The sequence below is a fragment of the Escherichia sp. MR genome, assembly GCF_005280595.1.
Taxonomy (GTDB): Bacteria; Pseudomonadota; Gammaproteobacteria; order Enterobacterales; family Enterobacteriaceae; genus Escherichia; species Escherichia ruysiae.
Window position 1 is genome coordinate 37,119 of sequence record NZ_SZVK01000008.1, and the last position, 23,846, is coordinate 60,964.

At 52.9% G+C, this 23,846-nt stretch carries 25 protein-coding genes; 22 read left to right on the forward strand and 3 right to left on the reverse strand.

Annotated elements, in window-relative coordinates:
* Positions 1-7: 7 nt before the first annotated feature.
* Genes FC814_RS05410 through FC814_RS05430 form a run of 5 tightly spaced genes read left to right on the forward strand, consistent with a single transcriptional unit; the run spans position 8 to position 3,186 of the window.
* On the forward strand, positions 8-760 hold the full coding sequence (locus FC814_RS05410) for a fimbria/pilus periplasmic chaperone (RefSeq protein ID WP_000288641.1): 753 nt from the start codon (positions 8-10) through the stop codon (positions 758-760).
* Positions 761-775: 15 nt separating this feature from the next.
* Positions 776-1,291, forward strand: coding sequence for a fimbrial protein (locus FC814_RS05415; RefSeq protein ID WP_000877921.1), 516 nt, complete (start codon positions 776-778; stop codon positions 1,289-1,291).
* The gene (locus tag FC814_RS05420) at positions 1,288-1,776 is read left to right on the forward strand and encodes a fimbrial protein (RefSeq protein WP_000724357.1); all 489 of its coding nucleotides are present in this window, start codon (positions 1,288-1,290) and stop codon (positions 1,774-1,776) included. Before FC814_RS05415 ends, FC814_RS05420 begins: the two co-directional genes overlap by 4 nt.
* Positions 1,773-2,312: a fimbrial protein gene (locus FC814_RS05425; RefSeq protein WP_000847939.1), complete on the forward strand. Its 540-nt coding sequence runs from the start codon at positions 1,773-1,775 to the stop codon at positions 2,310-2,312. The genes FC814_RS05420 and FC814_RS05425 overlap by 4 nt, the downstream gene beginning before the upstream one ends.
* A gap of 1 nt (position 2,313) precedes the next feature.
* Positions 2,314-3,186 carry a StfH/YfcO family fimbrial adhesin gene (locus tag FC814_RS05430; RefSeq protein ID WP_000723849.1) on the forward strand — a complete coding sequence of 291 codons (873 nt, stop codon included), beginning with the start codon at positions 2,314-2,316 and terminating at the stop codon, positions 3,184-3,186.
* Positions 3,187-3,291: 105 nt separating this feature from the next.
* On the opposite strand, the gene smrB is transcribed toward FC814_RS05430, so the two are convergent.
* Positions 3,292-3,843 carry an endonuclease SmrB gene (gene smrB, locus FC814_RS05435; RefSeq protein WP_000730816.1) on the reverse strand — a complete coding sequence of 184 codons (552 nt, stop codon included), beginning with the start codon at positions 3,841-3,843 and terminating at the stop codon, positions 3,292-3,294.
* Positions 3,844-4,008: 165 nt separating this feature from the next.
* Here smrB and prmB point away from each other — a divergent pair, with 165 nt between their 5' ends.
* The 6 genes from prmB to FC814_RS05465 are packed head-to-tail and all read left to right on the forward strand — an operon-like array spanning position 4,009 to position 8,558.
* Complete coding sequence (gene prmB / locus FC814_RS05440) at positions 4,009-4,941, forward strand: 50S ribosomal protein L3 N(5)-glutamine methyltransferase (protein WP_010346713.1); 933 nt, start codon at positions 4,009-4,011, stop codon at positions 4,939-4,941.
* Between the two features lie 34 nt (positions 4,942-4,975).
* Complete coding sequence (gene aroC, locus FC814_RS05445; RefSeq protein WP_137325620.1) at positions 4,976-6,061, forward strand: chorismate synthase; 1,086 nt, start codon at positions 4,976-4,978, stop codon at positions 6,059-6,061.
* A 3-nt stretch (positions 6,062-6,064) separates the two neighbouring features.
* Entirely contained in the window at positions 6,065-6,889 is an 825-nt protein-coding gene (gene mepA, locus FC814_RS05450; protein WP_137325621.1) for a penicillin-insensitive murein endopeptidase, read from the forward strand.
* Complete coding sequence (locus FC814_RS05455) at positions 6,889-7,698, forward strand: sulfite exporter TauE/SafE family protein (RefSeq protein ID WP_000447361.1); 810 nt, start codon at positions 6,889-6,891, stop codon at positions 7,696-7,698. Before mepA ends, FC814_RS05455 begins: the two co-directional genes overlap by 1 nt.
* Positions 7,698-8,246 carry an elongation factor P hydroxylase gene (epmC, locus tag FC814_RS05460; protein ID WP_001089228.1) on the forward strand — a complete coding sequence of 183 codons (549 nt, stop codon included), beginning with the start codon at positions 7,698-7,700 and terminating at the stop codon, positions 8,244-8,246. The genes FC814_RS05455 and epmC overlap by 1 nt, the downstream gene beginning before the upstream one ends.
* Before the next feature lie 33 nt (positions 8,247-8,279).
* The gene (locus FC814_RS05465; RefSeq protein WP_085460979.1) at positions 8,280-8,558 is read left to right on the forward strand and encodes a YfcL family protein; all 279 of its coding nucleotides are present in this window, start codon (positions 8,280-8,282) and stop codon (positions 8,556-8,558) included.
* Positions 8,559-8,678: 120 nt separating this feature from the next.
* Here FC814_RS05465 and mnmC read toward each other — a convergent pair whose 3' ends face one another.
* Positions 8,679-10,685, reverse strand: a complete 2,007-nt coding sequence (gene mnmC, locus FC814_RS05470; protein ID WP_137325622.1) for a bifunctional tRNA (5-methylaminomethyl-2-thiouridine)(34)-methyltransferase MnmD/FAD-dependent 5-carboxymethylaminomethyl-2-thiouridine(34) oxidoreductase MnmC — start codon at positions 10,683-10,685, stop codon at positions 8,679-8,681.
* A gap of 158 nt (positions 10,686-10,843) precedes the next feature.
* On the opposite strand from mnmC, the gene fabB reads away from it, so the two are divergent.
* Positions 10,844-12,064 (forward strand): beta-ketoacyl-ACP synthase I, encoded by a 1,221-nt coding sequence (gene fabB / locus FC814_RS05475; protein ID WP_000817178.1) that lies wholly within the window; start codon positions 10,844-10,846, stop codon positions 12,062-12,064.
* Between the two features lie 241 nt (positions 12,065-12,305).
* Complete coding sequence (locus FC814_RS05480; protein WP_000127793.1) at positions 12,306-13,484, forward strand: MFS transporter; 1,179 nt, start codon at positions 12,306-12,308, stop codon at positions 13,482-13,484.
* Here the strand turns inward: FC814_RS05480 and flk are convergent.
* Positions 13,481-14,476 carry a flagella biosynthesis regulator Flk gene (gene flk / locus FC814_RS05485; RefSeq protein ID WP_000615849.1) on the reverse strand — a complete coding sequence of 332 codons (996 nt, stop codon included), beginning with the start codon at positions 14,474-14,476 and terminating at the stop codon, positions 13,481-13,483. The two genes, FC814_RS05480 and flk, sit on opposite strands and share 4 nt — an antisense overlap.
* Before the next feature lie 99 nt (positions 14,477-14,575).
* Between flk and pdxB the strand changes: the two genes are divergently transcribed.
* The 9 genes from pdxB (at position 14,576) to purF (ending at position 23,792) form a co-directional block, all read left to right on the forward strand.
* The gene (gene pdxB / locus FC814_RS05490) at positions 14,576-15,712 is read left to right on the forward strand and encodes a 4-phosphoerythronate dehydrogenase PdxB (protein ID WP_085460976.1); all 1,137 of its coding nucleotides are present in this window, start codon (positions 14,576-14,578) and stop codon (positions 15,710-15,712) included.
* Positions 15,713-15,777: 65 nt separating this feature from the next.
* Positions 15,778-16,791: an aspartate-semialdehyde dehydrogenase gene (locus FC814_RS05495; protein WP_001289156.1), complete on the forward strand. Its 1,014-nt coding sequence runs from the start codon at positions 15,778-15,780 to the stop codon at positions 16,789-16,791.
* Positions 16,791-17,603, forward strand: a complete 813-nt coding sequence (truA, locus tag FC814_RS05500; protein WP_001283597.1) for a tRNA pseudouridine(38-40) synthase TruA — start codon at positions 16,791-16,793, stop codon at positions 17,601-17,603. The genes FC814_RS05495 and truA overlap by 1 nt, the downstream gene beginning before the upstream one ends.
* An 82-nt stretch (positions 17,604-17,685) precedes the next feature.
* On the forward strand, positions 17,686-18,345 hold the full coding sequence (locus FC814_RS05505; protein WP_000364335.1) for a DedA family protein: 660 nt from the start codon (positions 17,686-17,688) through the stop codon (positions 18,343-18,345).
* Between the two features lie 153 nt (positions 18,346-18,498).
* Complete coding sequence (gene accD, locus FC814_RS05510) at positions 18,499-19,413, forward strand: acetyl-CoA carboxylase, carboxyltransferase subunit beta (protein ID WP_000118402.1); 915 nt, start codon at positions 18,499-18,501, stop codon at positions 19,411-19,413.
* 69 nt (positions 19,414-19,482) lie between these two features.
* Positions 19,483-20,751, forward strand: a complete 1,269-nt coding sequence (gene folC, locus FC814_RS05515) for a bifunctional tetrahydrofolate synthase/dihydrofolate synthase (protein WP_105290559.1) — start codon at positions 19,483-19,485, stop codon at positions 20,749-20,751.
* Positions 20,741-21,400 (forward strand): cell division protein DedD, encoded by a 660-nt coding sequence (gene dedD, locus FC814_RS05520; protein WP_137325623.1) that lies wholly within the window; start codon positions 20,741-20,743, stop codon positions 21,398-21,400. Before folC ends, dedD begins: the two co-directional genes overlap by 11 nt.
* A 349-nt stretch (positions 21,401-21,749) precedes the next feature.
* Positions 21,750-22,238: a colicin V production protein gene (gene cvpA / locus FC814_RS05525; protein ID WP_000262113.1), complete on the forward strand. Its 489-nt coding sequence runs from the start codon at positions 21,750-21,752 to the stop codon at positions 22,236-22,238.
* A 36-nt stretch (positions 22,239-22,274) separates the two neighbouring features.
* A complete protein-coding gene (purF, locus tag FC814_RS05530; RefSeq protein WP_000334227.1) occupies positions 22,275-23,792 on the forward strand; it encodes an amidophosphoribosyltransferase in 1,518 nt (505 codons plus the stop codon).
* Positions 23,793-23,846 lie beyond the last annotated feature (54 nt).

Here is a 23,846-nt window from a genome sequence, read left to right on the forward strand (position 1 = left end):
ATGATCCATGTATACACAGACTAATACCGCAAAAATGGTTGCCCCGGCGCTGGCGCTGCTGGTGACCGCCGCCAGTTTTACAACCCACGCATCGGTAACGCCCGACCGCACCCGCTTGATCTTCAACGAAAGTGACAAATCCATCAGCGTCACGTTGCGCAATAACGATCCTAAGCTGCCATATCTGGCGCAAAGCTGGATAGAAGACGAAAAGGGCAACAAAATCAGCTCGCCATTGACGGTTCTGCCGCCGGTACAGCGCATTGATGCGATGATGAATGGTCAGGTAAAAGTCCAGGGAATGCCGGATATCAGCAAGTTACCTGCCGATCGTGAGAGCATGTTCTACTTTAATGTGCGTGAAATTCCGCCAAAATCGAACAAACCGAACACCCTGCAAATTGCGCTGCAAACGCGTATCAAACTGTTCTGGCGACCGAAGGCGCTGGCAGAAATCAACATGAGAGATCCGTGGCAGCACAAGGTGACTTTAACCCGCAATGGGCAGGCCTTCACCGTTAATAACCCGACGCCGTATTACGTGATCCTCAGCAACGCCAGTACCCAGAAAAATGGTAATCCGGCAGCCGGATTTACGCCGTTGGTGATGCCGCCGAAAACATCCGCACCGCTGAATGTGAAGATGGACAGTGTGCCGGTGCTGACGTATGTCAACGACTACGGCGCACGATTGTCGCTGATCTTTAAATGCAACGGCAATAGTTGCCAGGTGGATGCAGAGCAGAGCCGCAAAGGCTGATGCCGGGAGAGTCTTATGAAATACACGTTTCTGGTGGGAACGGGCATTTTTCTCCTGAGCGGCTGGCTGACGGGCAACATGTCCGTCGCGGGAGAAAGTAAACCGGTGTTATTAACGTTGCGCGTTCTGGTGGATGAGCCACCGCCCTGTTCCGTGAAGGGGAGCAATGTTGAGTTTGGCGATGTGTACATTAACAAAATCAATGGCACAAATTACCGCACGACGGGTGCGCTTTATACCCTGAATTGTGCTAACAAGGCGTCAGGTGTTGATGATCTGCGGATGCAGCTTAAAGGCACCACCACCGTGATTAACGGGGAAACGGTCATTGCGACGCAAATTTCAGGTTTGGGTATCCGCATTGAAAACGGCGCCGATAACACCCTGTTTAAAGTCGGAGAAGGTAACTGGTCTGATTTCAATGTTAACCAGTTGCCCAGTCTCAAAGCTGTGCCGGTAAAACAGAGCGGAGTGCAGCTTACGCCAGCGGAATTTAACGCCAGTATGACGATGGTGGTGGATTACCAATGAAAAAAATCACGTTCTTTATACTCTGCGCGTATGGTGGCATGGCTCTGGCAGCAAATGAAGACATCACCTTCCACGGTACGCTGGTGTCACCTCCAGCCTGTACCATTAGCGAGGGAAAGACCATTGAAGTGGAATTTCGCGATCTTATCATCGACAGCATCAACGGGGATTATGGTCGCAGGGAAGTGAACTATGACCTGAGCTGTGACTCCGCAGTACGCGATCCCGACTGGATTATGACACTTACCTGGACGGGGACGCAGACCTCGTACAATGACGCGGCTATCGAAACAGATGTCCCTGGCTTTGGTATTGAGCTTCAGCACGATGGTCAGCGTTTTAAGCTGAATACGCCGCTTGCCATTAACGCCACCGATTTTACGCAAAAGCCGAAGCTGGAGGCTGTGCCAGTGAAGTCGGCTGATGCGGTGTTGAGTGATACCACGTTTTCGGCCTATGCAACATTGCGGGTGGATTATCAATGAAGACAGGACGCATTTATTCGTTCGGCTACGCGCTGTTAGCGGGGCTGCTGTTGACCGGTGGCACTTGTGCCCTGGCCGTGGATAACAACCTGCATTTTTCAGGCAACTTATTAAGCCGTTCCTGCACGCTGGTGGTTGATGGCGGAAATCTGGCAGAAGTGCATTTTCCTGCCATCAGCCGTCAGGATCTTATGGTCGCCGGGGAATCCCCGCGCGTTCCGGTGGTGTTTAAGCTGAAAGATTGTAAAGGGCCAGCGAGTTACCAGGTGCAGGTGACCCTTACCGGTACGGAAGACAGTGAGCAGCCGGGTTTCCTCGCGCTGGATACCACCTCAACCGCTCAGGGCGTCGGGATTGGAATGGAAACGACCGATGGTGTGCGGGTGGCGATTAACAACCCGACCGGGGCGAAATTTACGCTCAGCGATGGCAGCAATGATATTCATTTCAGGGCCTGGCTGCAGGCGAAAAGCGGTCGCGATGTCACGCTCGGTGATTTTACCGCCAGCCTGACGGCAACTTTTGAGTATATATAAGATGAAAAAAATACGATTACTGTTTTGCGCCATGCTGGTGCTGTGTTTTAGCCAGGGCGTTCAGGCGAAACTGGGGGCAGTCTATAATAATGTGCCAGTCTATTATGGTACGCTTGGTGCCACTGCAACGCTTCGTTTTTACCTTGATTTACTCACCACCACTGGGGTTTATCATGGGGAGTATTATCAGGATCGATCATATGGCGTCCATTATGGGGATCTTCCGAATAAATCATGGACGGGGCCAGGAAACATTCCTGCACCAAAAATAACGGTAATGTCAAGTGGTGATGGTGTCGTAGCAGATTCTTATTGTCCGGGCGTTAAAGAGATTGACCCAGATTTCGACTGGGAATGCTTAAAAATATTACTGACGATTGAGGTCAATGGTTCGGCGGAGACGTGCCCGTGGATGGTGGGGATGACGGCGAATAGTACTGTAAAGGTATTCATTAATTATCAATCGAAGTTCGAATACTATAGGGGGCCGACGACCTATACAACAACCTGCCCAGGTGAGCCATTAACAAATTATGATATCTCCTGGAGTGACAGCCGCGTTGAACACAGTAAGGTTTTGAATCTGAAATCAACAGGGTCAGTGATTGAACAAAACTTATCGACCTACCTGATGAAAGATGGTCAGCTCTGCGATGGCAGTAAAATGGATGAACGCGGCGCGTATTGTCGCTTTGTAAATCAGTTGATTACCTTTACTGCTGAAGGATGTGATGACGCTAAAGTGACGGTAGCGCCAACGCAACACCCTATTACCGATCGACAACTGCACGATATGTTAGTGCGTGTGGATACCAGTAGCAGGCAGCCCATAGACTCCACCTGCCGATTCCAGTATGTATTGAATATGCTGTAGCGCCCAGGCAGGATATGGCGTTTACGCCGCATCCGGCACTTTTTGTCGGATGCGATGCTGACGCATCTTATCCGACCTGCAAATTCTATATCCGGTTGTTGTCATTCAGGGCAATTCTGGCGGCAGCCACTCTTCCACTTCAATCAACACCAGCAACGCCGCGTCGCCACCATACTCTTTCGGTGCCTGGTGAAACGCCATGACATGCGGATGTTGCGCCAGCCACAGCGGCGTTTGCTGCTTCAAAATATGCTTCCCGTGACCATGCATCACACAGGCGCAAAACACATGCTCACGGCGGCAGGCGGCAATCAACGCGCCTAACTCTTGTTTGGCCTGAAGTTGCGTCAGACCATGCAGATCCAAAAACAGCTCCGGCGAATAATCGCCACGGCGCAGTTTCTTCGCCTCAAAATGACTCACATCCGGGCGAACATATTTCACCGGACCTTCGGTATTTAATAACGGCTGAAACTCATCAGAGAAATAATGGCTGGCATCAGCCTGCTCCTGAATCAACCGCTTGACCGGCACTTCGCTGACTTTCTTTCGTTGTGGACGATGGACAATCGTGTCCTGCTTAATTTTGCGAGTACCCGCCATCAACTGGCGAAACAGTGCCTGATCCTCCTCGCTGAGTGTTGTTTTCTTTTTCATTTATGTATCTCTGTTTTAATTTTCCTACAGTTTACCCGACTCGCAGCACAATCGATCGGTCAAAACATAATTTTCCTGCGTCATCGCCGCGTGAATGCTGATTTATCGTCATCTTCATGGCAAACTAGCCGCCGAAATTAATGCGACCATGCCCTGGAGGAATACGTGGATAAAATTTTCGTCGATGAAGCAGTAAATGAGCTGCAAACCATTCAGGACATGTTGCGCTGGTCGGTTAGCCGCTTCAGCGCGGCAAATATCTGGTACGGTCACGGCACAGACAACCCGTGGGACGAAGCAGTGCAACTGGTATTGCCATCGCTCTATCTGCCGCTGGATATTCCGGAAGATATGCGTAACGCCCGCCTGACCTCCAGCGAAAAACATCGTATTGTTGAGCGCGTGATCCGCCGCGTCAACGAACGTATTCCGGTGGCCTATCTGACCAACAAAGCCTGGTTCTGCGGTCACGAATTTTACGTCGATGAACGCGTACTGGTGCCTCGTTCGCCGATTGGTGAACTGATCAACAATAAATTTGCCGGGCTTATCAGCAAACAACCGCAGCATATTCTGGATATGTGCACTGGCAGCGGATGCATTGCCATTGCCTGCGCTTATGCCTTCCCGGAAGCGGAAGTTGATGCGGTGGATATCTCTCCCGACGCGCTGGCGGTTGCCGAACAGAACATCGAAGAACATGGTTTGATCCATAACGTCATTCCGATTCGATCCGATCTGTTCCGTGACTTGCCGAAAGTGCAGTACGACCTGATCGTCACCAACCCGCCGTATGTCGATGCGGAAGATATGTCCGACCTGCCAAACGAATATCGTCACGAGCCGGAACTGGGCCTGGCATCTGGCACTGACGGCCTGAAACTGACGCGCCGCATTCTCGGTAACGCGGCAGATTACCTTGCTGATGATGGCGTGCTGATTTGTGAAGTGGGCAACAGCATGGTACATCTTATGGAACAATATCCGGATGTTCCGTTCACCTGGCTGGAGTTTGATAACGGCGGCGACGGTGTGTTTATGCTCACCAAAGCGCAGCTTGTTGCGGCGCGGGAACATTTTGGAATTTATAAAGATTAAGTAAACACGCAAACACAACAATAACGGAGCCGTGATGGCTGGAAACACAATAGGACAACTCTTTCGCGTAACCACCTTCGGCGAATCGCACGGGCTGGCGCTCGGCTGTATCGTCGATGGTGTGCCGCCAGGCATCCCGCTCACGGAAGCGGATCTGCAACACGATCTCGACCGTCGTCGCCCAGGGACATCGCGCTATACCACCCAGCGCCGCGAGCCGGATCAGGTCAAAATTCTCTCCGGCGTTTTTGAAGGCGTCACCACCGGCACCAGCATTGGCTTGTTGATCGAAAACACCGATCAGCGTTCTCAGGATTACAGCGCGATTAAGGACGTTTTCCGCCCAGGCCATGCCGATTACACCTACGAACAAAAATACGGCTTGCGCGATTATCGCGGCGGCGGTCGTTCTTCCGCTCGTGAAACCGCCATGCGCGTTGCGGCAGGGGTGATTGCCAAAAAATATCTCGCTGAGAAATTTGGCATTGAAATTCGCGGCTGCCTGACCCAGATGGGCGATATTCCGCTGGAAATCAAAGACTGGTCGCAGGTTGAGCAAAATCCGTTCTTCTGCCCGGATCCGGACAAAATCGAAGCCTTAGATGAACTGATGCGTGCGCTGAAAAAAGAGGGCGACTCCATCGGTGCGAAAGTCACCGTTGTTGCCAGTGGCGTTCCTGCCGGACTTGGCGAGCCGGTCTTTGACCGCCTGGATGCCGACATCGCCCACGCGCTGATGAGCATCAACGCGGTGAAAGGCGTGGAAATTGGCGATGGTTTTGACGTGGTGGCGCTGCGCGGCAGCCAGAACCGCGACGAAATCACCAAAGACGGTTTCCAGAGCAACCATGCGGGCGGCATTCTCGGCGGTATCAGCAGCGGGCAGCAAATCATTGCCCATATGGCGCTGAAACCGACCTCCAGCATTACTGTGCCGGGGCGTACCATTAACCGCTTTGGCGAAGAAGTTGAGATGATCACCAAAGGCCGTCACGATCCCTGTGTCGGGATCCGCGCGGTGCCGATCGCTGAAGCGATGCTGGCGATCGTTTTAATGGATCACCTGCTACGGCAGCGGGCGCAAAATGCCGATGTGAAGACTGATATTCCACGCTGGTAAAAAATGAACAAAACCGCGATTGCGCTGCTGGCTCTGCTTGCCAGTAGCGCCAGCCTGGCAGCGACGCCGTGGCAAAAAATAACCCAACCTGTGCCGGGTAGCGCACAATCGATAGGCAGTTTTTCCAATGGCTGTATCGTCGGTGCTGACACGCTGCCGATACACTCCGAACATTATCAGGTGATGCGTACCGACCAGCGTCGCTATTTCGGACACCCGGATCTGGTGATGTTTATTCAGCGTCTGAGTAGCCAGGTGAACAATCTGGGCATGGGTACGGTGCTGATTGGCGATATGGGGATGCCCGCTGGTGGGCGTTTCAACGGCGGTCACGCCAGCCACCAGACCGGACTGGATGTTGATATCTTCCTGCAACTGCCAAAAATACGCTGGACTTCCGCGCAGCTCTTGCGTCCGCAAGCACTAGACTTAGTTTCCCGCGACGGTAAACACGTTGTTCCGACGCTGTGGAAGCCAGAAATTTTCAGCTTGATCAAACTCGCCGCCCAGGACAAAGACGTCACGCGCATTTTTGTTAATCCGGCGATTAAACAACAACTTTGCCTTGATGCGGGCACCGATCGCGACTGGTTGCGCAAAGTGCGACCCTGGTTCCAGCATCGCGCGCATATGCATGTACGATTACGTTGTCCTGCCGATAGTCTGGAGTGTGAAGATCAACCTTTACCGCCGCCGGGCGATGGCTGCGGGGCAGAACTGCAAAGCTGGTTTGAACCACCGAAACCAGGAACAACCAAGCCTGAGAAGAAGACACCGCCTCCGTTGCCGCCTTCCTGCCAGGCGCTACTGGATGAGCACGTGATCTAATGGAAACGTTTAATAGCCTGTTTATGGTCTCCCCGCTATTGCTGGGCGTTCTCTTTTTTGTCGCCATGCTGGCGGGATTTATTGACTCGATTGCCGGTGGCGGTGGGTTACTTACCATTCCGGCGTTAATGGCGGCGGGGATGTCTCCCGCTAACGCGCTGGCAACCAATAAACTGCAAGCCTGCGGCGGCTCTATTTCCGCCACTATCTACTTTATTCGCCGCAAAGTGGTTAGTTTAAGCGATCAGAAACTCAATATCGCCATGACCTTTGTCGGCTCAATGAGCGGCGCACTGCTGGTGCAATACGTTCAGGCTGATGTCTTACGGCAGATTTTGCCCATTCTGGTAATTTGTATCGGCCTCTATTTCTTGCTGATGCCAAAGCTGGGTGAAGAAGATCGCCAGCGCCGGATGTACGGTTTACCCTTCGCGTTAATTGCCGGTGGCTGCGTCGGTTTTTATGACGGATTCTTTGGCCCGGCTGCCGGATCGTTTTACGCGCTGGCCTTCGTTACGCTGTGCGGATTCAACCTCGCCAAAGCCACGGCTCACGCTAAATTACTTAACGCAACGTCAAACATAGGCGGTTTGCTGCTGTTTATTCTCGGCGGCAAAGTGATTTGGGCGACAGGATTCGTGATGCTGGTGGGGCAGTTTCTCGGCGCGCGCATGGGTTCAAGACTGGTGTTGAGCAAAGGACAAAAGCTGATCCGCCCGATGATCGTTATTGTATCGGCGGTGATGAGTGCCAAATTACTTTATGATAGCCACGGACAGGAGATCCTCCACTGGTTGGGGATGAACTAATGAACAGTACACACCACTATGAGCAGTTGATTGAAATTTTTAATAGCTGCTTTGCCGATGAATTTAATACCCGTCTGATTAAAGGCGACGACGAACCGATCTATCTTCCTGCTGATGCGGAAATACCGTTTAACCGAATCGTCTTTGCTCATGGTTTTTATGCCAGCGCAATTCATGAGATTTCGCACTGGTGTATTGCCGGGAAAGCGCGCCGTGAACTGGTTGATTTCGGCTACTGGTATTGCCCGGACGGACGCGATGCCCAAACGCAAAGCCAGTTTGAAGATGTTGAAGTTAAGCCGCAGGCGCTGGACTGGTTGTTCTGCGTGGCGGCGGGATATCCGTTTAATGTTAGCTGCGACAATCTGGAAGGCGACTTCGAACCGGATCGCGTGGTGTTCCAGCGACGCGTACATGCGCAGGTGATGGATTATCTGGCAAACGGTATTCCCGAACGTCCGGCACGCTTCATAAACGCATTACAAAATTATTATCACACGCCGGAAATTACGGCGGAACAGTTCCCGTGGCCGGAAGAGCTCAACTGAAGCCAGCGCCACGTTTTACAATGAGGAAAGAAGATGATCGCGGAGTTTGAATCACGCATTCTGGCATTAATCGACGGTATGGTTGACTATGCCAGTGATGATGAGTTGTTTGCCAGTGGATATTTGCGTGGCCACCTGACGTTAGCCATCGCAGAACTGGAAAGTGGTGATGACCACTCCGCCCAGGCTGTGCATACAACCGTTAGCCAGAGTCTGGAAAAAGCCATTGGCGCCGGTGAATTGTCGCCGCGTGACCAGGCGCTGGTTACCGATATGTGGGAAAACCTGTTTCAGCAGGCGTCACAGCAGTAAGTTGTTGGCGTCTGGAGCACCATGCCTGATGCGACGCTTGCCGCGTCTTATCAGGCCTACATGTTACCGTAGGTCGGATAAGGCGTTCACGCCGCATCCGACAAACAATGCCAAAGCTGATTACCCGGCCTTCACCATTTTACCTTTCAACAATTTCCGTACCCATAACCGATTCGGATTTAACGCCGCCAGCGTACTGGCATCCATCGGAATCGGTTCGTCGCTCATCTGCGCCGCCAGAATCTCGGCACACAGCGGGGCAGAACATAAACCGCGAGAACCCAAAGCAGCAACCATAAAGAGATCGTCATAAACCGGTGCGCTTACCGCCTCATCTTTCTGTTCCGCCAGCGAGGCATATTCCGCGAGCGTTGCGTCATAATCGGGAACATTGCCCACCATTGGCAGATGATCGCGGGTGGCACAACGTACACCGCAACGCGCCTCTTTATCACTGACATCGACTTCTGTCGCCCATTTCGCCTGCGGGAAACAATCAATCAACCGCTGGCGATTCTGCTGCTGATCATCTTCACTGTACGTCGTATCTTCACTACCGCGATGGTAACTGGCGCCAATACAATGATGCTGATTTGCCGGATTTTGCGGCGTGAGATAACCGTCATAACACAGCACCTGCTTCAGTTTCGCCAGTTCCGGTGTTGTCGGAATATGGCTAACCTGACCGGCAACTGAATACACCGGCAGAGGCGATGTTTGGCTGAAACGGCTAATTTGATGCCCGTTCGCCAGTACCACCACACTATGCGTCGCTTGCTTATCACCTGCAAAATTCAGCAACCAACAGCCATCCTTATGGGATAAGTCCTGTAACTGGTGTTGATAACGAATCTGTAAGCCTTGCTGTTGCGCCAGTTCCAGCACATTACGGGTCAGTTCTGCCGGGCACAACCAGCCACCTTGCGGATATGTAATACCGCCGCAATTTGTTACTACACCTGTAACGCCTTCAACCTCATTCGCCCCGACTGCAACAGCCAGATCTGCGGGTAAATCCATCGACAGCATCTGCGCGATTTTATGCTGGCTTTTCTCATCCCAGCCTAACTGCGTGACGCCGCACCAGTCATGATCAAATTTAACGGGCAATAAATCGTAAAGCCGACGAGCAAAAGTAAACGCATTAGAGAAAAAGCGGTTCAGCGCCTCATCATGTTTGCTTAATAACGGATACAGCGCCCCCTGGCGATTGCCGGAAGCACCCAGTGCAGGGGCATCATCCGCGCAATAAAGCGTTACCTGCCAGCCGCGACGCAACAGCGCCAGAGACAATAACGCGCTGGCGATACCGCCGCCGATAACTGCGGCTTCCCGTTTGCTGCTGCCTGTACGGTTAAACCACGGCGTGGAGGAGGGGAGTGGTAATGTCTGTTCCATTACGCCGCAAAGCATTTCCCGTTTTCGCCCAAAGCCCTTACGCTTTTGCATTGTGAATCCGGCTTCCTGCAAACCGCGACGGACAAATCCGGCAGAAGTGAAGGTCGCCAGCGTGCCGCCAGGACGCGCCAGACGCGCCATGGCATTAAACAGGTTTTGCGTCCACATATCCGGGTTTTTCGCGGGCGCAAAGCCGTCCAGAAACCAGGCATCCACTTTTTGATTCAGCGAATCGTCCAGTTGGCTGGTCAGTTCGTTAATGTCGCCAAACCATAAATCCAGCGTTACGCGTCCTTCATCGAGCAATAAACGATGGCAACCGGGTAAGGGTAAAGGCCACTGCGCCTGGAGTTGTTCCGCCCACGGCGCCAGTTCCGGCCAGTGTTGATGCGCTAACGCTAAATCAGCACGGGTGAGGGGAAATTTCTCAAAACTAATGAAATGCAATCGCTGCAATTGTGCCTGCGGATGCGCCTGGCGAAACTGATCAAATGCCTGCCACAGCGTCAGGAAGTTTAATCCGGTGCCGAAGCCGCTCTCGGCTACCACAAACAGAGGATGTGGATGAGCAGGAAAACGTGCCTCTAATTGGTTACCCCCCAGAAAGACATAACGCGTCTCTTCCAGTCCGTTATCGTTGGAAAAATAGACATCGTCAAAATCTCGGGAAACAGGTGTACCCTCAGCATTAAATTCGAGGTTGGCAGGTTGTATTGCGTAGTGTTTCACGTAAGTTACTCGTCTTACAGGCGGTGGCTCGATCTTAGCGATGAGTGTCAGGCTGCGCAAATTTCTCTATAAATTGTCTGATCGGACTTGTTCGGCGTACAAGTGTACGCTATTGTGCATTCGAAACTTACTCTATGTGCGACTTACAGAGGTATTGAATGAAACGTGCAGTGATTACTGGCCTGGGCATTGTTTCCAGCATCGGTAATAACCAGCAGGAAGTCCTGGCATCTCTGCGTGAAGGACGTTCAGGGATCACTTTCTCTCAGGAGCTGAAGGATTCCGGCATGCGTAGCCACGTCTGGGGCAACGTAAAACTGGATACCACTGGCCTCATTGACCGCAAAGTTGTGCGCTTTATGAGCGACGCATCCATCTATGCATTCCTTTCTATGGAGCAGGCAATTGCAGATGCTGGCCTCTCTCCGGAAGCTTACCAGAATAACCCGCGCGTTGGCCTGATTGCAGGTTCCGGCGGCGGTTCCCCGCGTTTCCAGGTGTTCGGCGCTGACGCAATGCGTGGCCCGCGCGGCCTGAAAGCGGTTGGCCCGTATGTGGTCACCAAAGCGATGGCATCTGGCGTTTCTGCCTGCCTCGCCACACCGTTTAAAATTCACGGTGTTAACTACTCCATCAGCTCCGCGTGTGCGACTTCCGCACACTGTATCGGTAACGCAGTCGAGCAGATCCAACTGGGCAAACAAGATATCGTGTTTGCTGGCGGCGGCGAAGAGCTGTGTTGGGAAATGGCGTGTGAATTCGACGCAATGGGTGCGCTGTCTACCAAATACAACGACACCCCGGAAAAAGCCTCCCGTACTTATGACGCTCATCGTGATGGTTTCGTTATCGCTGGCGGCGGTGGTATGGTCGTGGTGGAAGAGCTGGAACACGCTCTGGCACGTGGCGCCCACATCTACGCTGAAATCGTTGGCTACGGCGCAACGTCTGATGGCGCAGATATGGTTGCTCCGTCTGGTGAAGGTGCGGTTCGCTGCATGAAGATGGCGATGCACGGCGTTGATACCCCAATCGACTACCTGAACTCTCACGGTACTTCAACTCCGGTTGGCGACGTGAAAGAGCTGGCGGCTATCCGTGAAGTGTTCGGCGATAAGAGCCCGGCGATTTCTGCAACCAAAGCAATGACCGGTCACTCACTGGGCGCGGCGGGTGTGCAGGAAGCTATCTACTCTCTGCTGATGCTGGAACACGGCTTTATCGCCCCGAGCATCAACATTGAAGAGCTGGACGAACAGGCGGCGGGTCTGAACATCGTGACCGAAACAACCGATCGCGAACTGACTACCGTTATGTCTAACAGCTTCGGCTTCGGCGGCACCAATGCCACGCTGGTAATGCGTAAGCTGAAAGATTAATAGATAGAGTCGGTCGGATAAAACGCGTCAGCGTCGCATCCGACACTAACGCAAAAGGGAGTCTGATGGTTCCCTTTTTCACATCATTGACAATTGCCGCCTGTTCCAGGCAAACTTCCCGCTTTGTCGATTTCCTTCTGAAAAGACGTAAGCGTTAAATCCTGCCAACGCACCGTAACCCTGAAACCAGAGAGATGAGACGGGGAAATTCCTCGCCTTGCGCTGCATTCTGGAGTAATGCATGACTGCTGTAAGCCAAACAGAAACACGATCTTCTGCCAATTTTTCACTCTTTCGTATCGCCTTTGCGGTTTTTCTAACTTACATGACCGTAGGGTTACCGTTGCCGGTTATCCCGCTGTTTGTTCATCATGAACTGGGCTATGGCAACACCATGGTCGGGATTGCCGTCGGCATTCAGTTTCTGGCTACGGTGCTGACGCGTGGCTACGCCGGGCGGCTGGCCGATCAATATGGCGCAAAACGTTCGGCGCTTCAGGGGATGTTAGCTTGTGGTCTGGCTGGCGGCGCGCTGCTGCTGGCGGCGCTTTTACCCGTCTCTGCACCGATTAAATTTGCTCTGCTGGTCGTTGGGCGTTTAATTCTTGGTTTTGGTGAAAGTCAGTTACTGACGGGGGCTTTGACATGGGGATTAGGCATTGTCGGACCGAAACACTCCGGTAAAGTGATGTCCTGGAACGGAATGGCCATTTATGGCGCACTGGCAGTCGGTGCACCGCTTGGCTTACTGATTCATAGCCATTATGGTTTTGCCGCACTGGCGCTTACTACAATGGCATTGCCGTTACTGGCGTGGGTCTGCAATGGCACAGTACGCAAAGTACCGGCAATGACGGGAGAACGCCCATCGCTGTGGAGCGTTATCGGGCTTATCTGGAAACCAGGACTAGGTCTGGCGCTTCAGGGGGTTGGCTTTGCGGTTATCGGGACTTTTGTTTCGCTCTACTTTGCCAGCAAAGGATGGGCGATGGCGGGCTTTACGCTCACAGCCTTTGGCGGCGCCTTTGTCGTTATGCGCGTGATGTTTGGCTGGATGCCAGATCGTTTTGGCGGCGTGAAAGTGGCGATTGTCTCTCTGCTGGTGGAAACGATAGGCTTGTTGTTGCTCTGGCAGGCGCCGGCCGCGTGGGTCGCATTAGCGGGCGCGGCGTTAACCGGAGCCGGGTGTTCGCTTATTTTCCCTGCGCTGGGCGTGGAGGTGGTTAAACGTGTTCCTTCCCAGGTTCGCGGTACTGCGCTCGGCGGCTATGCCGCGTTTCAGGATATCGCCCTCGGCGTTTCCGGGCCGCTGGCGGGAGTGCTGGCGACCTCGTTTGGCTACTCTTCGGTATTTCTTGCTGGGGCGATATCGGCGGTGCTGGGGATTATCGTGACGATACTGTCGTTTCGCCGGTGTTAACTCACCAGCCAAACCAACATCACAACGATGACGACGAATAATATCCACAAGCTGGGGCGCATTGACATTTTTTGTATCGTGTCAATGAATGGGGTAAAGGGATTGAACAGCGGTTGAATATTACGCGGTTCAATGCCTTTCACCCGCCGCTGATAGAGCTGGTTAAGGATATCCTCGGCCTGTGCAGAAGTCAGGGCTGAATGCGTAGAAAGGCCATACTTTTGCTCAACATAGGTCGATAATACCGTCAGCTCGCTGGCATCCAGTGGCTGTTTTAGCGCCATCTGGAGCGACTCCAGCGTCGGTGTGTGTTGCTGACTTAACGCCTGACGCGCCTGTAACCAGGTGACGAGATGGTTAAACTGTTTCGCCGGAATCAACTCGCCATCTTTCACCCCTGAAAGTTCCAGCATCGATTGCCAGATCTGTTTACTGGGTTCCCCCGTGGCTGCCGCGAGTTTTGTGACCAGTTGCTTGAGCGTATTGTGCTCTGCTGGTAATAAAGGTCGCTCGGTCGCCTGGCGCTGTTGCGGCTGTGGGATAACCATCTTCCCTTCTTGTAGCAGAGTCAGGACGGTTTTTAATTGCTCCGGTGAGAGTTGATTCAGAGGTGTCTGGCCAAAATTATGCCGGATATAATCCGTGACGGCCTGACGATTATTCCCCAGACGTAAATATTCCCCCAATTGAGCCAGAAGTTGGCGGACAGAATAACTTTTTTGCGCAGATAGCAGACGTTGCGCAAGGTTTTGTTCTGCGGCCGGGAAGTGGCGTGAAAGCAAAGGTGAATCACCCGGCAGACCGATATCGTGCTTTATATTGGCCCACAATTCCGCTCTCTGCTGTTGCGTCAGCGAAGTTATTTTGGTCATCAAACTTTCCAACGCGGTACGTTGCAAGCTGGATAAAGGTTGATTGCCTGCGCCAGACGACAGGTTATCCCCCTGCCCTGGTGGTTGCGCAGGAGGAAGGCCTGAAAGAGGTTGTATCATTATGTATCCTTATACCTGAAATCATCGCAAGTATGCCTGGCCGCGAGATTATGGCACACTTATCCGGTTAACTCTCGTTCTCATACAGGTAGCACAAACGTGAAAATCCTTGTTGATGAAAATATGCCTTATGCCCGCGAATTATTTAGCCGTCTGGGTGAGGTGAAAGCGGTTCCGGGGCGTCCAATTCCAGTCGCTGAACTGGATGATGCAGATGCGCTGATGGTGCGTTCAGTCACAAAAGTGAACGCGTCGCTGCTGACGGGGAAACCGATAAAATTTGTTGGCACTGCCACGGCAGGGACAGACCATGTTGATGAGGCATGGTTGAAGCAGGTGGGGATTGGTTTTTCTGCGGCACCTGGCTGTAATGCGATTGCGGTAGTGGAATACGTTTTCTCGTCATTGCTGATGCTTGCCGAACGCGATGGATTTTCACTGCATGACCGTACCGTGGGGATCGTGGGCGTCGGTAATGTCGGTCGTCGATTACAGGCGCGGCTGGAGGCGTTGGGGATTAAAACCTTGCTTTGCGATCCGCCACGCGCCGATCGTGGGGATGAGGGGAATTTCCGTTCTCTTGATGAGCTGGTGCAGCACGCCGATGTTCTGACTTTCCATACACCGCTCTTTAAAGATGGGCCGTACAAAACGCTACATCTGGCGGATGAAAAACTGATCCGTAGCCTTAAACCTGGAGCGATCCTGATTAACGCCTGCCGTGGCGCAGTCGTCGATAATACCGCCCTGCTGACCTGTCTGAACGAAGGTCAGAAATTAAGCGTGGTGCTGGATGTCTGGGAAGGCGAACCGGAACTCAACGTGGAACTGTTGAAGAAAGTGGATATCGGCACGCCGCATATTGCCGGTTATACCCTGGAAGGAAAAGCGCGCGGTACTACGCAAGTGTTTGAAGCCTATAGCAAGTTTATTGGTCATGAACAACACGTTGCGCTGGATACATTGCTGCCAACGCCAGAGTTTGGTCGCATTACGCTGCATGGCTCGCTCGATCAGCCAACGCTGAAAAGGCTGGTGCATTTGGTGTATGATGTGCGCCGCGATGACGCACCGCTGCGTAAAGTCGCCGGAATACCGGGTGAGTTTGATAAACTGCGCAAAAACTACCTTGAGCGCCGTGAATGGTCGTCTCTGTATGTGATCTGTGATGACGCCAGCGCGGCGGCATTACTGTGTAAACTGGGTTTTAACGCCGTTCATCATCCGGCACGTTAATCTCTTCTTCATGCTCTCTGCTGTAATATCGGCAGGGAGTTTTGCTATTTCTGGAGTAAACCACCATGTCTGAAGGCTGGAACATTGCCGTCCTGGGCGCAACTGGCGCTGTGGGCGAAGCCCTGCTTGAAACGCTGGCTGAACGTCAGTTCCCGGTTGGGGAAATTTATGCACTGGCACGTAACGAAAGCGCAGGCGAACAACTGCGCTTTGGTGGTAAGACAATCACCGTGCAGGATGCCGCTGAATTCGACTGGACGCAGGCGCAACTGGCATTTTTTGTCGCAGGCAAAGAAGCGACCGCTGCCTGGGTTGAAGAAGCGACCAACGCGGGTTGTCTGGTGATCGACAGCAGCGGATTGTTTGCTCTCGAACCCGACGTACCGCTGGTGGTGCCGGAAGTAAACCCGTTTGTACTGACCGATTACCGCAACCGGAATGTCATCGCCGTACCGGACAGCCTGACCAGCCAGTTACTGGCGGCACTGAAACCGTTAATCGATCAAGGCGGTTTGTCTCGTATCAGCGTCACCAGCCTGATTTCTGCCTCCGCCCAGGGTAAAAAAGCGGTCGATGCGTTAGCGGGGCAGAGCGCGAAACTGCTGAACGGTATTCCGATTGATGAAGAAGATTTCTTTGGGCGTCAGCTGGCGTTCAACATGCTGCCCTTATTGCCGGATCGCGAAGGTAGCGTGCGCGAAGAACGCCGTATCGTCGATGAAGTGCGCAAAATCATGCAGGACGAAGGACTGATGATCTCGGCAAGTGTTGTTCAGGCACCGGTATTTTACGGTCATGCCCAGATGGTCAATTTTGAAGCACTGCGTCCGCTGGCGGCAGAAGAAGCGCGTGATGCGTTTGCTCAAAGCGAAGATATTGAGCTTTCTGAAGAGAATGAATTTCCAACGCAGGTGGGCGATGCTTCCGGGTCGCCGCATCTTTCTGTTGGTTGCGTGCGTAATGACTATGGTATGCCGGAGCAAATTCAGTTCTGGTCGGTGGCTGATAACGTTCGCTTTGGCGGCGCATTGATGGCAGTGAAGATCGCTGAAAAACTGGTGCAGGAGTACCTGTACTAATGTCCGACCAGCAACAACCGCCAGTTTATAAAATTGCGCTGGGCATTGAGTACGACGGCAGCAGATATTACGGCTGGCAACGGCAGAACGAAGTTCGCAGCGTGCAGGAGAAGCTGGAAAAGGCGCTCTCGCAGGTGGCGAATGAACCGATCACCGTCTTCTGCGCCGGGCGTACCGACGCAGGTGTACACGGCACCGGGCAGGTTGTGCATTTCGAAACGACCGCGCAGCGCAAAGACGCTGCGTGGACGTTGGGCGTAAATGCGAATTTACCTGGTGACATCGCCGTGCGTTGGGTTAAAGCTGTACCCGATGATTTTCATGCCAGATTTAGCGCCACGGCTCGCCGTTATCGCTACATCATCTACAATCATCGCCTGCGCCCGGCAGTGCTGAGTAAAGGGGTAACCCACTTTTACGAACCGCTGGACGCCGAACGGATGCATCGGGCTGCGCAATGCCTGCTGGGCGAGAATGATTTCACCTCGTTCCGCGCGGTGCAATGTCAGTCCCGAACGCCGTGGCGCAACGTTATGCATATCAACGTCACGCGTCACGGTCCTTATGTGGTGGTGGATATCAAAGCGAATGCCTTTGTACACCATATGGTGAGGAATATTGTAGGCAGCCTGATGGAAGTCGGTGCCCACAACCAGCCAGAGAGCTGGATAGCAGAGCTGTTGGCGGCAAAGGACAGAACGCTGGCGGCAGCAACGGCGAAAGCGGAAGGTCTATATCTGGTTGCGGTGGATTACCCTGACCGGTTTGATCTTCCAAAGCCGCCAATGGGCCCGCTATTTCTGGCGGACTAACGAGAATAATGCTCTGAACATTTCAGGCCGTAGCCAGCGCAGTTACGGCCTGAAAGAGTAAGAGCAAAAGGCATAGGCAATTATGGACCTGATTTATTTCCTCATCGATTTTATCCTGCACATTGATGTGCATCTGGCGGAGCTGGTCGCAGAGTATGGCGTCTGGGTTTATGCCATCCTGTTTTTGATTTTGTTCTGTGAAACCGGTCTGGTGGTGACACCGTTTCTGCCGGGAGATTCGCTGCTGTTTGTTGCCGGGGCACTGGCTTCGCTTGAAACCAACGATCTCAATGTTCATATGATGGTCGTACTGATGTTAATTGCCGCGATTGTTGGTGATGCGGTCAACTACACCATCGGGCGATTGTTCGGCGAGAAATTATTCAGTAATCCGAACTCGAAAATTTTCCGCCGTAGCTATCTCGACAAAACGCATCAGTTTTATGAGAAACACGGCGGCAAAACCATTATTCTTGCCCGTTTTGTGCCAATCGTCAGAACGTTCGCCCCGTTCGTTGCGGGGATGGGCCACATGTCGTACCGTCATTTCGCCGCTTACAATGTGATCGGCGCGCTGTTATGGGTGCTGCTTTTTACCTACGCAGGCTATTTCTTCGGTACAATCCCAATGGTTCAGGATAACCTTAAGCTGCTGATCGTCGGGATTATTGTGGTTTCCATATTGCCGGGCGTCATCGAAATTATCCGTCACAAACGCGCTGCGGCACGCGCCGCAAAATAAAGTAACTCGGCGGTTCGACCACTTTTTTATCCAAAGTTTCGGGCTGTTATGTTTTAATGTGCAACATTGATGGTCTGTTGGGGGCAAAAATGGCATTATGCGTCCCCAAAGATAAAACTGGCATCGAACCAGGTTCAGACAGAAAGGTCCCTAATGAGCTGGATTGAACGAATTAAAAGCAACATTACTCCCACCCGCAAGGCAAGCATTCCTGAAGGTGTGTGGACTAAGTGTGATAGCTGCGGTCAGGTTTTATACCGTGCAGAGCTGGAACGTAATCTTGAGGTCTGTCCGAAGTGTGACCATCACATGCGTATGACGGCGCGTAATCGCCTGCATAGCCTGTTAGATGAAGGAAGCCTTGTGGAGCTGGGTAGCGAGCTTGAGCCGAAAGATGTGCTGAAGTTCCGTGACTCCAAAAAGTATAAAGATCGTCTGGCATCAGCACAGAAAGAAACCGGCGAAAAAGACGCGCTGGTCGTAATGAAAGGCACCCTGTATGGAATGCCGGTCGTTGCTGCTGCCTTCGAATTTGCCTTTATGGGCGGTTCAATGGGATCCGTAGTGGGTGCTCGTTTTGTGCGTGCCGTTGAGCAGGCGCTGGAAGACAACTGCCCGCTGATCTGCTTTTCCGCCTCTGGTGGCGCACGTATGCAAGAGGCGCTGATGTCGCTGATGCAGATGGCCAAAACCTCTGCGGCGCTGGCGAAAATGCAAGAGCGCGGTCTGCCGTACATTTCCGTGCTGACCGATCCGACCATGGGCGGTGTTTCTGCAAGTTTCGCGATGCTTGGCGATCTCAATATTGCTGAACCGAAAGCGTTGATCGGCTTTGCCGGCCCGCGTGTGATTGAACAGACCGTTCGCGAAAAACTGCCGCCGGGATTCCAGCGCAGTGAGTTCCTGATCGAAAAAGGCGCGATCGACATGATCGTCCGTCGTCCGGAAATGCGCCTGAAACTGGCGAGCATTCTGGCGAAGCTGATGAATCTGCCAGCGCCAAATCCTGAAGCGCCACGTGAAGGCGAAGTGGTGCCACCAGCACCGGATCAGGAACCTGAGGCCTGATAACTGATAAGGGCAGGGCCGCTGGCTCTGCCCTTTTGCTATTATCCCCGTAATGAATCAGCGGATACCATGATTATCAAACGCACACCTCAAGCCGCGTCGCCTTTGGCTTCGTGGCTTTCTTATCTGGAAAACCTGCACAGTAAGACTATCGATCTCGGCCTTGAGCGCGTAAGCCAGGTGGCAGCGCGTCTCGGCGTTCTGAAACCAGCACCGTTTGTGTTTACCGTTGCAGGTACGAATGGCAAAGGCACAACCTGTCGCACGCTGGAATCGATACTCATGGCGGCAGGGTACAAAGTGGGGGTTTACAGTTCGCCGCATCTGGTGCGTTATACCGAGCGCGTTCGTGTACAGGGTCAGGAACTACCAGAATCGGCCCACACCGCCTCTTTTGCTGAGATTGAATCGGCACGCGGTGATATTTCCCTGACCTATTTTGAATACGGCACGTTGTCGGCGCTGTGGCTGTTTAAACAGGCGCAACTTGATGTGGTAATTCTGGAAGTGGGGCTGGGGGGGCGTCTGGATGCCACCAATATTGTCGATGCTGATGTGGCTGTGGTGACCAGCATTGCGCTGGATCATACCGACTGGCTGGGGCCAGATCGCGAAAGCATTGGTCGCGAGAAAGCGGGGATCTTCCGCAGTGAAAGACCGGCGATCGTTGGTGAACCTGAAATGCCGTACACCATCGCCGATGTAGCGCATGAGAAGGGCGCACTGTTGCGACGTCGAGGCGTAGAGTGGAATTATTTCGTCAGCGACCATGGCTGGTCGTTTACTGACGCAAACGGTACGCTGGAAAACCTGCCGTTACCGCTTGTCCCACAACCGAATGCCGCAACGGCGCTGGCTGCGCTGCGTGCCAGCGGTCTGGAGGTCAGTGAACAGGCAATTCGCGATGGCATTGCCAGCGCAATTTTGCCGGGACGTTTCCAGATTGTGAGCGAGTCGCCACGCGTCATTTTTGATGTCGCCCATAATCCCCATGCGGCAGAATATCTTACCGGGCGTATGAAAGCGTTACCGAAAAACGGGCGCGTACTGGCAGTAATCGGTATGCTACATGATAAAGATATTGCTGGTACATTGGCCTGGTTGAAAAGCGTGGTGGATGACTGGTATTGTGCGCCACTGGAAGGGCCGCGCGGTGCCACGGCAGAACAACTGCTTGAGCATTTGGGTAACGGCAAATCATTTGATAGCGTTGCGCAGGCATGGGATGCCGCAATGGCAGACGCTAAACCGGAAGATACCGTGCTGGTGTGTGGTTCATTCCACACGGTCGCACATGTCATGGAAGTGATTGACGCGAGGAGAAGCGGTGGCGAGTAAGTTTCAGAATCGGTTAGTTGGCACAATAGTGCTGGTGGCGCTGGGAGTGATTGTGCTGCCAGGGCTGCTGGACGGGCAGAAAAAACATTATCAGGATGAGTTCGCGGCAATCCCGCTGGTGCCTAAAGCGGGCGATCGTGATGAGCCTGATATGATGCCAGCCGCTACCCAGGCATTGCCGACACAGCCGCCGGAAGGGGCTGCAGAGGAGGTGCGTGCGGGCGATGCTGTGGCACCTTCGCTCGATCCGGCAATCATTGCAGCCAATAATACCGAGTTTGAACCGGAACCTGCACCGGTCGCTCCGCCGAAGCCGAAACCGGTGGAACCGCCTAAACCGAAAGTGGAAGCACCTGCGCCGAAGCCAGAACCGAAACCGGTCGTGGAGGAAAAAGCTGCACCGACGGGTAAAGCGTATGTTGTGCAACTGGGTGCGCTGAAAAATGCCGACAAAGTGAATGAGATTGTTGGTAAATTGCGCGGTGCGGGATACCGGGTTTATACGTCGCCGTCAACGCCAGTACAGGGCAAAATTACCCGTATTCTGGTTGGGCCGGATGCCTCGAAAGAGAAGCTGAAAGGCTCGCTGGGTGAGCTTAAGCAACTTTCTGGCTTAAGCGGCGTGGTAATGGGCTATACGCCGAATTAATACGGTTTTGCCTGATGCGACGCTGGCGCGTCTTATCAGGCCTACGCAGGGGTAGAACCGTAGGTCGGATAAGGCGTTTATGCCGCATCCGACAGCCGTTGCCTGATGCGACACTGGCGCGTCTTATCAGGCCTACGCAGGAGTAGAACCGTAGGTCGGATAAGGCGTTCACGCCGCATCCGACATGTATTGCCCGATGCCGCAAAGGCAAAAAAAAACGATGGCGTTGAATGTTTTTTCAGCGCCATTTTTATTGATGCGCGGGAAGGAAATCCCTACGCAAACGTTTTCTTTTTCTGTTAGAATGCGCCCCGAACAGGATGACAGGGCGTAAAATCGTGGGACACATATGGTCTGGATTGATTACGCCATAATCGCGGTGATTGCTTTTTCCTCTCTGGTTAGCCTGATCCGTGGCTTTGTTCGTGAAGCGTTATCGCTGGTGACATGGGGTTGTGCTTTCTTTGTCGCCAGTCATTACTACACTTACCTGTCAGTCTGGTTTACGGGCTTTGAAGACGAACTGGTTCGAAATGGGATTGCCATCGCGGTACTGTTTATTGCCACACTTATCGTTGGCGCTATCGTGAACTTCGTGATAGGCCAGCTAGTGGAGAAAACAGGGTTGTCAGGCACCGATCGGGTGCTGGGCGTCTGTTTCGGTGCGTTGCGTGGTGTGCTGATTGTTGCTGCCATTCTTTTCTTTCTGGACTCCTTTACCGGAGTGTCGAAAAGCGAAGACTGGAGCAAATCACAGCTGATTCCACAGTTCAGTTTTATCATCAGATGGTTTTTTGATTATCTGCAAAGCTCGTCAAGTTTCTTGCCCAGAGCGTAAGTGCTCTGAGATGTGGCTTAACGAGGAAAAAGACGTATGTGCGGTATTGTCGGTATCGCCGGTGTTATGCCGGTTAACCAATCGATTTATGATGCCTTAACGGTGCTTCAGCATCGCGGTCAGGATGCCGCCGGCATCATCACCATTGATGCCAATAACTGCTTCCGTTTGCGTAAAGCGAACGGGCTGGTGAGCGATGTATTTGAAGCTCGCCATATGCAGCGTTTACAGGGCAATATGGGCATTGGTCATGTGCGTTACCCTACGGCTGGCAGCTCCAGCGCCTCTGAAGCACAGCCGTTTTACGTTAACTCCCCGTATGGCATCACGCTTGCCCATAATGGCAATCTGACTAATGCTCACGAGTTGCGTAAAAAGCTGTTTGAAGAAAAACGCCGCCACATCAACACCACTTCCGACTCGGAAATTCTGCTCAATATCTTCGCCAGCGAACTGGACAACTTTCGCCATTATCCGCTGGAAGCCGACAACATTTTTGCTGCCATTGCCGCCACAAACCGCCTGATCCGTGGCGCGTATGCCTGTGTGGCGATGATTATCGGTCACGGTATGGTTGCTTTCCGCGATCCTAACGGCATTCGTCCGCTGGTGTTAGGAAAACGCGATATTGATGAGAATCGCACAGAATATATGGTCGCTTCTGAAAGCGTTGCGCTCGACACCCTGGGCTTTGAGTTCCTGCGTGATGTCGCACCGGGTGAAGCGATTTACATCACTGAAGATGGTCAGTTGTTTACCCGCCAGTGTGCCGATAATCCAGTCAGCAATCCATGCCTGTTTGAGTATGTTTACTTTGCCCGCCCGGACTCGTTCATCGACAAAATTTCCGTTTACAGCGCGCGTGTGAATATGGGAACGAAGCTTGGCGAAAAAATTGCCCGTGAATGGGAAGATCTGGATATCGACGTGGTTATTCCGATCCCGGAAACTTCCTGCGATATCGCACTGGAAATTGCTCGTATTCTGGGTAAACCGTACCGTCAGGGGTTTGTCAAAAATCGTTACGTTGGTCGCACCTTTATCATGCCGGGTCAGCAACTGCGTCGTAAGTCCGTGCGGCGTAAACTGAACGCTAACCGTGCCGAGTTCCGCGATAAAAACGTCCTGCTGGTCGATGACTCTATCGTCCGTGGCACCACCTCTGAGCAAATTATCGAGATGGCGCGTGAAGCCGGAGCGAAGAAAGTGTACCTCGCTTCTGCGGCACCGGAAATCCGCTTCCCGAACGTTTACGGTATTGATATGCCGAGCGCCACGGAGCTTATCGCCCACGGTCGTGAAGTAGATGAAATTCGCCAGATCATCGGTGCTGACGGTCTGATTTTCCAGGATCTGAACGATCTGATCGAAGCCGTTCGCGCTGAAAACCCGGATATCCAGCAGTTTGAATGCTCGGTGTTCAACGGCGTCTACGTCACCAAAGATGTTGATCAGGGCTATCTCGATTTCCTCGATACTTTACGTAATGACGACGCCAAAGCAGTGCAACGTCAGAACGAAGTGGAAAATCTCGAAATGCATAACGAAGGATGATGCCTTCACTCAGGGTGCCAGTCTGGCACCCTGACTTGCAACTCTCACCGAAAT

Bases quoted from the DNA above. Each gene is read 5' to 3' on its own strand.
- FC814_RS05410 (WP_000288641.1), top strand. From the start codon at position 8: ATGTATACACAGACTAATACCGCAAAAATGGTTGCCCCGGCGCTGGCG.
- FC814_RS05415 (WP_000877921.1), top strand. From the start codon at position 776: ATGAAATACACGTTTCTGGTGGGAACGGGCATTTTTCTCCTGAGCGGC.
- FC814_RS05420 (WP_000724357.1), top strand. From the start codon at position 1,288: ATGAAAAAAATCACGTTCTTTATACTCTGCGCGTATGGTGGCATGGCT.
- FC814_RS05425 (WP_000847939.1), top strand. From the start codon at position 1,773: ATGAAGACAGGACGCATTTATTCGTTCGGCTACGCGCTGTTAGCGGGG.
- FC814_RS05430 (WP_000723849.1), top strand. From the start codon at position 2,314: ATGAAAAAAATACGATTACTGTTTTGCGCCATGCTGGTGCTGTGTTTT.
- smrB (WP_000730816.1), bottom strand. From the start codon at position 3,843: ATGAAAAAGAAAACAACACTCAGCGAGGAGGATCAGGCACTGTTTCGC.
- aroC (WP_137325620.1), top strand. From the start codon at position 4,976: ATGGCTGGAAACACAATAGGACAACTCTTTCGCGTAACCACCTTCGGC.
- mepA (WP_137325621.1), top strand. From the start codon at position 6,065: ATGAACAAAACCGCGATTGCGCTGCTGGCTCTGCTTGCCAGTAGCGCC.
- FC814_RS05455 (WP_000447361.1), top strand. From the start codon at position 6,889: ATGGAAACGTTTAATAGCCTGTTTATGGTCTCCCCGCTATTGCTGGGC.
- epmC (WP_001089228.1), top strand. From the start codon at position 7,698: ATGAACAGTACACACCACTATGAGCAGTTGATTGAAATTTTTAATAGC.
- FC814_RS05465 (WP_085460979.1), top strand. From the start codon at position 8,280: ATGATCGCGGAGTTTGAATCACGCATTCTGGCATTAATCGACGGTATG.
- fabB (WP_000817178.1), top strand. From the start codon at position 10,844: ATGAAACGTGCAGTGATTACTGGCCTGGGCATTGTTTCCAGCATCGGT.
- FC814_RS05480 (WP_000127793.1), top strand. From the start codon at position 12,306: ATGACTGCTGTAAGCCAAACAGAAACACGATCTTCTGCCAATTTTTCA.
- flk (WP_000615849.1), bottom strand. From the start codon at position 14,476: ATGATACAACCTCTTTCAGGCCTTCCTCCTGCGCAACCACCAGGGCAG.
- FC814_RS05495 (WP_001289156.1), top strand. From the start codon at position 15,778: ATGTCTGAAGGCTGGAACATTGCCGTCCTGGGCGCAACTGGCGCTGTG.
- truA (WP_001283597.1), top strand. From the start codon at position 16,791: ATGTCCGACCAGCAACAACCGCCAGTTTATAAAATTGCGCTGGGCATT.
- FC814_RS05505 (WP_000364335.1), top strand. From the start codon at position 17,686: ATGGACCTGATTTATTTCCTCATCGATTTTATCCTGCACATTGATGTG.
- accD (WP_000118402.1), top strand. From the start codon at position 18,499: ATGAGCTGGATTGAACGAATTAAAAGCAACATTACTCCCACCCGCAAG.
- folC (WP_105290559.1), top strand. From the start codon at position 19,483: ATGATTATCAAACGCACACCTCAAGCCGCGTCGCCTTTGGCTTCGTGG.
- cvpA (WP_000262113.1), top strand. From the start codon at position 21,750: ATGGTCTGGATTGATTACGCCATAATCGCGGTGATTGCTTTTTCCTCT.
- purF (WP_000334227.1), top strand. From the start codon at position 22,275: ATGTGCGGTATTGTCGGTATCGCCGGTGTTATGCCGGTTAACCAATCG.